Origin of the sequence: Psychrobacter sp. UBA6291, assembly GCF_002439405.1 — a bacterium.
GTDB lineage: Bacteria > Pseudomonadota > Gammaproteobacteria > Pseudomonadales > Moraxellaceae > Psychrobacter > Psychrobacter faecalis.
In genome coordinates this window covers 1-6,577 of sequence record NZ_DJUD01000066.1, presented here as the reverse complement: position 1 = coordinate 6,577, position 6,577 = coordinate 1, and the positions used below count along the sequence as shown (strand labels likewise).

The following is a 6,577-nucleotide window of genomic DNA, read 5'->3' as shown; positions in this document are numbered from 1 at the left end:
ATTACTCCAGCATACTTTCTGACACACCACCACTTTTTGAATACCTTAATAGGTCTTTACTTACAAACGCGCGCTGATACAGACGTATCGTTCTAGGATGCGTTACGAAAAAGTAATGAGCGCTAAAAATAAACTGGGCTCTAAACCGTTCTAGTCATTTGAAAATAAAACTGTCATACTTTTAAATTGAATCTGCTACACCCCAAGTAATCGCCCAATAAGTGATGTTGCGACCATGGCCAATACACCCCACACGACGACGCGAGTGACAGCAGGGAGAGTGGGTGCACCGCCCAAGCGCGCCGATACCATGCCAAGTAGGACTAAGCCGACTATGGTCAGCGCGGCCAATGACCAAACAAGGATCTGGGCTGGAAACACCAAGATGCCGATGACAGGAAATATGGCACCAGTAGTAAAGGCCAATGCGGAGGCAATGGAAGCTTGCAGGGGCTTTGCTTGACTGATTTCAGTTAGCCCTATCTCGTCACGAGTATGAGCCTCAAGTGCATCGTGCTCAGTTAAGGCGACAGCAACTTGGTGTGCTAAGTCTTGATCAAGTCCACGCTGCTTATAAATTGTTGTCAGCTCGACAAGCTCCCGCTCAGGATTATGCGTCAGCTCGTAAAGCTCTTTTTTTAAATCAGCCTTTTCAGTATCTGCTTGTGAGGACACAGAGATATACTCACCAGCCGCCATCGATAAAGCCCCTGCAGTCAGTGACGCCAATCCTGTCAGTAATAAGGTTTGGCTGCTCGCGTTTGCGGCGGCAACACCAACCAGTAAACTGGCGGTAGAAATGAGTCCATCATTGGCGCCAAGTACCGCTGCTCTGAGCCATTGACTCCGGTTACTTAGGTGCGGCTCATCGTGAATAGAGTATGACATAGACATCCTCAAAAAATACGGTGGTGTTCTAAAAAGTATTCTGGCATCAGACATAGCCATAATTGACATAGAAGAATACCAAATCAAACACCTTAAAGTGGTTATCAAACTTCTTTGAGAAGCAGCAGGTCTTTCGAACGGCTCGTCGCAATCGGTGCCTAAGGCGACAGTTATTACCTTCTATGCCTACCGTATGCTGCTTGCCGATTTGTTTCTTGTCAGGCTTGAATGCGGTTATAAAGCTATCCCAGTTATCCATGCTAATAGAGCCATAGCTGACTTTCAGTTGTTTAAGACGGGCTCTTAGCTTCTTAGCTGTTTTCAGGTCACGTTTGCCCCAGACATAAGCGACAATCTCATTGGTAGCGCGGTCATAAGCATAAATAAGCCAAACTTTACGCTTTTTGCGATACACGTAAGTCCAAAACTCATCAACCTCTAAGCGTTCATAATAGCGCTTCTTAGGCGCAATCTTATAAACAGATGAGCCTATGGTGCTAAGCACTTTACCAATGCTAACTGAGGCTATAATAGCAATGTCTCNNCAGCCGTTATAAGTTAGGGCATACTCAAAATTCTTAGAAAATATGACTTCTCTTAAAATACCTCGGAGCTGGAACTTTAACCATTTGTAATAAAAGACAAATAATCATTAGAAACATACCTAGCCAACCAATAGGAGAAAAAATCTCTCCAACAACAATAACCGCAAGTATTGTCGCTACGATAGGCTCCAATAATGTAATTAACGTGGCTTGGCTTGCCTCAATGGCTTTCAGTGCTTGACCAAAAAGCAAGTACCCTATAAACATAGGTGCAATTGCCATGTATAGAGCAGCTGTTATATGTTTAGCATCTAAAAATAGATTATCGCCTGTAAATAGTAATGAAGGTAACAATACTATTGCGGAGAGACCAAACATACTTGCCATTGCAGATTTAGAGTCCACCCCTGTCTCTATCAGTTGCCGTGCTGACCACGAGTACGTGGCATAAGTTAATCCTGCAACCAAACCCAGTAATATTCCCCATTTTTGATGGTTCGCCACTATATCTAGGTCAATATTTTTAGTTTTTCCTATAGTCAGTAAGCTGACACCAACGGCACCAAATAGAAAACTTACTACCCATTTTTTATTAATCCTTTTATTGCTGATTAGACGCTCCATTATTACTGTAAAAAATGGAGCGCTAGCAATTGAGATAACTGTTCCAATAGCGACACCAGCTAGACGCATAGAAGAATAAAAAGCTAATGGGTAAATGGCAACACATGTCGCTCCTATTAATAAGGCCTTGGGCTGAGAAGTTAATTTTATTTTATCATTAATTATGTGTTTTCTAGCGTTTACTACTAGCAGTACACCACCTATACCCATTGCAAATGCACCAGTTGCTAAAGGACTGACATCAGGCGTAAAAGCGGATACAGTACCTGTTGTACCCCAAAGAATGCTAGCAATAACTACAAATACAACAGCGCTCAAACTGGATTTCACCTGAAACATAATAGGTACTCTCAAGGTTATATTGAATAATACTATTATAGAGAGCTATTAATATCGGATTTTGCAGATTGGACGGTTTTGTTGATTGGTCAGACGCGTTTTACTTAGAAAACTCTAGAAGGTGGGATACCGAAATACTTTGAGAAACGGCGACTAAATGCACTGACATTAGCGTAACCAACTAATTCAGCAATGATAGAAATGGGTGAGTCAGTATGCAGTAATAAAGCTTGAGCCTTTTGCATTCTCAGCTCTGTAATGTATTCAGTTACAGTCTGACCCGTCTGTGACTTAAAGTTCTTTTTAAACTGTGTAGCACTCAAACAAGCAATATTTGCTAAAGCGTCTATAGATAAGTTATTAGAAAGGTTGTTATTAATATAGTCCGCTACTTCTCTAATTCTATGGTCATATTGAACGAATAATTTTTGTTCTTCTAGAAGTTTGTAGAAAGTAGTAAACATCAATGATTCAATTTCAGCATGAATTTGGTTCTTTAACTGACTTTCAGCAAACTCTAAAAATAATATTAATGTCGAGCTGATTGAAAAGACAATTTTTTCCGAATCAAGGATATGATCTGGTAAAGAATCTGTATCAACAACAATGAACTTTGCATTTTCTTCAGCATTAAAATAATGTTTTTCGTATGCTTTGACTACAACACATTCCCGTGGAGTAACTTTACCAATATAATTTTCAACCTCAATGTTTATAACGCCTCGAAGCGGTAAAACAATTTGGTGAAAGTTATGAGAATGCCCTTTAGTTTGACGACTATAGGATCTAACTGAGAGAGTGCTTATCATTTCTTTTTCTATAGCAGCGCTTACGGTAAATAAAAATAACGATCCAAAGGCTCACTGCATGTACACAACGAAGTATACCGCGACTACCTAAATAACTCAATATACCGACATCATTAGCCTACAGCCAAAAATTCGAGTCCTCACTAGGGAACCGCGCATTCTGCGCATAAAGCTGCATTATGGTAAATGGTTTTAGATAGAATGATTCGGTTTCATTGGATCCATTGGGGCATAGCCTGTTGATAAGTTATTAAGACAATTAGTTGTTACGAACAGGTTTGTACAATTGAGCCTTGAAACTTTATAATGCTCAATGAAATCAAAAGGTAAAATGTATTGTCCACGCAGTTCAACAAAAATCACCTTTTGAGATAAGTTTGTAGTCCAACTAAGGTTATTGAATGAAACAGTATCTAGATTTATGTCAACGTATAGTTGATGAGGGTGTATGGGTCGAGAATGAACGGACTGGAAAGCGTTGCTTAACCGTTATTAATGCTGATTTAGAATACAACGTAGGCGCTAATGAGTTTCCTTTAGTGACTACTCGAAAAAGCTATTGGAAAACGGCTATAGCAGAGTTATTGGGGTATCTACGTGGTTATGATAGCGCAGCTCAGTTTCGAGCTATTGGATGCAATACATGGAGTGCCAATGCCAATGAAAATGAAGCTTGGTTAGCTAATCCTTATCGTAAAGGTGAGGATGATATGGGCCGAGTATATGGTGTACAGGGCCGCAGGTGGCGTAATTCAGTAGGAGAGGAGTTTGACCAGCTTCGTAAGATTTATGATAACTTGCGGAACGGTATTGATGATCGAGGTGAAATCCTAACTTTCTATAATCCAGGTGAGTTTCATATGGGTTGTTTGCGTCCTTGTATGCATACCCATACGTTTTCATTGTTAGGAGGAAAGCTATATCTAACTTCATCCCAACGTTCCTGTGATGTGCCATTAGGTCAAAATTTCAATCAAGTCCAGGTTTTTACTTTATTGGCTTTAATGGCTCAAATTACGGGGCATGAGGCTGGAAAAGCTTATCACAAGATTGTAAATGCACATATATATGAAGACCAATTAGAGTTAATGCGTGATGTGCAATTAAAACGCGAACCGTATCCAGCCCCTAAACTTCACATTAACCCTGAAATTAAGTCTCTCGAAGATATTGAGACATGGGTAACATTGGACGATTTTGAAGTGGAAGGGTATCAGTATCATGAGTCTATCGCGTATCCATTCTCAGTTTGATACAAATATAAATTAAAAGTTAAGAAAGATGATAAATTTCTGTTAGGCATAAAGTATTAATATATGTGATTTATGCTATAAGGTATATATTTGTTAGCTAAGCTCTTGCTAGCTTTTAAGTACAAGGAAATTAAGTTTATACTTTTTATAGCATAGGTAGTTTTCGATAGATTAGTGCATCAGCTGGTTCGGTGTTGCATCTTTTAAAGCTAACATTTGTCTCAGTTTTTTAATCTCCTGTCTAGCTTCTAATAACGACCTTTTATCTGTATCAGATTGTGTTTTATAATAATCTCGTGACTCTCTCATTTTTTGTAACCGTTTATCTGAGTGTTGAGTGACTCTTTTTATATCTTGATATTCATTAAACCAGTAGATAACCTCATTTTGTGCTTGAATCATTTTTGCTTCAAGCGCATTCTTAACATCAGCGTTATCTATAGCTTTTTTTTCTTTACGCGATTTCTCTTCAGCTTTTCTGATATCTTTGATCTGATTTAGCTTTTGGACAGGCCAACCACGGTTTGTAATAGTATTTCGATGAATACCAGTCATCTTCGAAAGTTGCGCTATAGTGGGTTTTAGTTTTTTATTATTTTGAAGATCTATTAGGGCAATATTTAGAGCAGAAGTTATTGCTTCATAGTCGTCATTATTTTTTTGATCATAAGCTTCATTACTCATAGTTCGATTGCCTCACCAAGATTTTCCAATACCATTTTGGCCTCGTTCATTGCTGATAGAATTTGCTCTCGATTGTCTGAATATTCTGGTTTATTGAGGTTGGTTTTATTTAACATGTAAACTTCACGCCATTTAGGAGCATGCTTAGTAGTTACAACGGCTTGTTTGCATCGAGCTGGGTTACAACGCAGTGAACCAATACATGGTAGGCTTGAGTCATACTCTTCTGCTCTACCACCATAGCAAAGCCCTTGTCCCATATAGACCATGGCAACCCCTTGATCTACCATAGCCTCATAAATCTCATCCTCTGTGTATCCTTCAGCCATATATCCACTAAACGTCTTGATCAGACCTTTTTTATGCTCACTCGCTTTACCACCATAATATGTACCATTTGGATTATGGGCAGTTTTAATAGCATCTAATTCAGCTGCTCGGCGCAGTGATTTCGTATCACCTTTTCGGTTGCCGTCTTTTGACAGCATCTCACCTATATCACCGTAGCCTAACGTAACTGACGAGGTGGCGCCAGTAGATGTGTACTTAGAGATGCTCTCTACAAAATGTTTCAATTGAAACGATATAAGAGGCAATCCAACTTCAGCCTTAAACAATTGATATGTTAATGTGTGTCTTAGCATGTAGGGATTGAACTTCAGTTCACTAGCAATGTTTTTGCCTAACAGTTGGCCTATAAAATTATTCATTTGATATGTAATACCCTTACTAGCCATCGACTGAGGGGAGCTACCTGGTTTAACAGTATCTACATTAGAAATTAAGTAAGGTGAAACTTTAATTTTTGAAATATATGATGCTACTAATATTGCATCTTTAACAATCGGTATAGCTACCCATCTGTCGTCAAACAAGCCTGTACTAATTTCATCTTTATGTTTCTTGACGGTACTTTCAATGAGCCAAACGCCATCATCTTGAACTAAGCACGAACAATCTTGAACTCTTATTTCTGATAGTTCAGATGGTCTCATACCTGTATACTGGCCTACTACATATGCGCATGCATACGCTACGAGGTTAAAGTATTCTCTAAGATTATCTAACTTGTAACCACGTTTTTTCAATTCTTTACGTAAAGTTCGTCCACTCGTAACACTAGAGTCTTTTTTGAGCATCCAATCATAGGGTTCAATTATGTTTGTAATGAAACTTGAAGGATAGCCTTTAGTTCCTAATCTCATAGCAATATAAGCATTTAAAATTTCGTGGGTTACTCCTTCTTCGTTTGCCCATGAAACGTGGTTGCTTGTATTAAATCTTTCTAAGGAGTTAGGATCTGATATCTTTGCTGAAGCTCCTGTAGCGTTTAAAAAGTCCACTATGATAAAGGAAGCCATTTTCGAGAGAGATTCAAATACCAGATCTGGCAGTACTTGTTCTTTTTTCGAAGTATTAGGGCGTGTTGAACATT

The 6,577-nt window shown here is 38.9% G+C and carries 6 protein-coding genes and 1 pseudogene; 1 reads left to right on the top strand and 6 read right to left on the bottom strand.

From position 1 onward, the window contains the following. Positions 1 to 195: 195 nt before the first annotated feature. The 4 genes and pseudogenes from B3R91_RS10950 to B3R91_RS10935 form a co-directional block, all read right to left on the bottom strand. Entirely contained in the window at positions 196 to 888 is a 693-nt protein-coding gene (locus tag B3R91_RS10950; RefSeq protein WP_286797632.1) for a VIT1/CCC1 transporter family protein, read from the bottom strand. Positions 889 to 934: 46 nt separating this feature from the next. Then, positions 935 to 1,459 (bottom strand): annotated as a pseudogene (locus B3R91_RS10945) (IS1 family transposase); the annotation flags it as partial. A 7-nt stretch (positions 1,460 to 1,466) separates the two neighbouring features. Beyond that, positions 1,467 to 2,396 carry a DMT family transporter gene (locus B3R91_RS10940; RefSeq protein ID WP_286797631.1) on the bottom strand — a complete coding sequence of 310 codons (930 nt, stop codon included), beginning with the start codon at positions 2,394 to 2,396 and terminating at the stop codon, positions 1,467 to 1,469. 104 nt (positions 2,397 to 2,500) lie between these two features. Continuing rightward, positions 2,501 to 3,205, bottom strand: a complete 705-nt coding sequence (locus tag B3R91_RS10935; protein WP_286797629.1) for an AraC family transcriptional regulator — start codon at positions 3,203 to 3,205, stop codon at positions 2,501 to 2,503. 401 nt (positions 3,206 to 3,606) lie between these two features. On the opposite strand from B3R91_RS10935, the gene B3R91_RS10930 reads away from it, so the two are divergent. Further along, complete coding sequence (locus B3R91_RS10930; RefSeq protein WP_102077603.1) at positions 3,607 to 4,458, top strand: thymidylate synthase; 852 nt, start codon at positions 3,607 to 3,609, stop codon at positions 4,456 to 4,458. A 171-nt stretch (positions 4,459 to 4,629) separates the two neighbouring features. Here the strand turns inward: B3R91_RS10930 and B3R91_RS10925 are convergent, their stop codons facing one another. After that, the gene (locus B3R91_RS10925; protein WP_105244288.1) at positions 4,630 to 5,142 is read right to left on the bottom strand and encodes a hypothetical protein; all 513 of its coding nucleotides are present in this window, start codon (positions 5,140 to 5,142) and stop codon (positions 4,630 to 4,632) included. Continuing rightward, positions 5,139 to 6,577: site-specific integrase (locus tag B3R91_RS10920; RefSeq protein ID WP_286797628.1), on the bottom strand; the 1,439-nt coding region annotated here is incomplete at its 5' end. The genes B3R91_RS10920 and B3R91_RS10925, both read right to left, overlap by 4 nt.

Coding starts and splice junctions, on each gene's coding strand:
- B3R91_RS10930 (WP_102077603.1), top strand. CDS start 3,607: ATGAAACAGTATCTAGATTTATGTCAACGTATAGTTGATGAGGGTGTA.
- B3R91_RS10935 (WP_286797629.1), bottom strand. CDS start 3,205: ATGATAAGCACTCTCTCAGTTAGATCCTATAGTCGTCAAACTAAAGGG.
- B3R91_RS10940 (WP_286797631.1), bottom strand. CDS start 2,396: ATGTTTCAGGTGAAATCCAGTTTGAGCGCTGTTGTATTTGTAGTTATT.
- B3R91_RS10925 (WP_105244288.1), bottom strand. CDS start 5,142: ATGAGTAATGAAGCTTATGATCAAAAAAATAATGACGACTATGAAGCA.
- B3R91_RS10950 (WP_286797632.1), bottom strand. CDS start 888: ATGTCATACTCTATTCACGATGAGCCGCACCTAAGTAACCGGAGTCAA.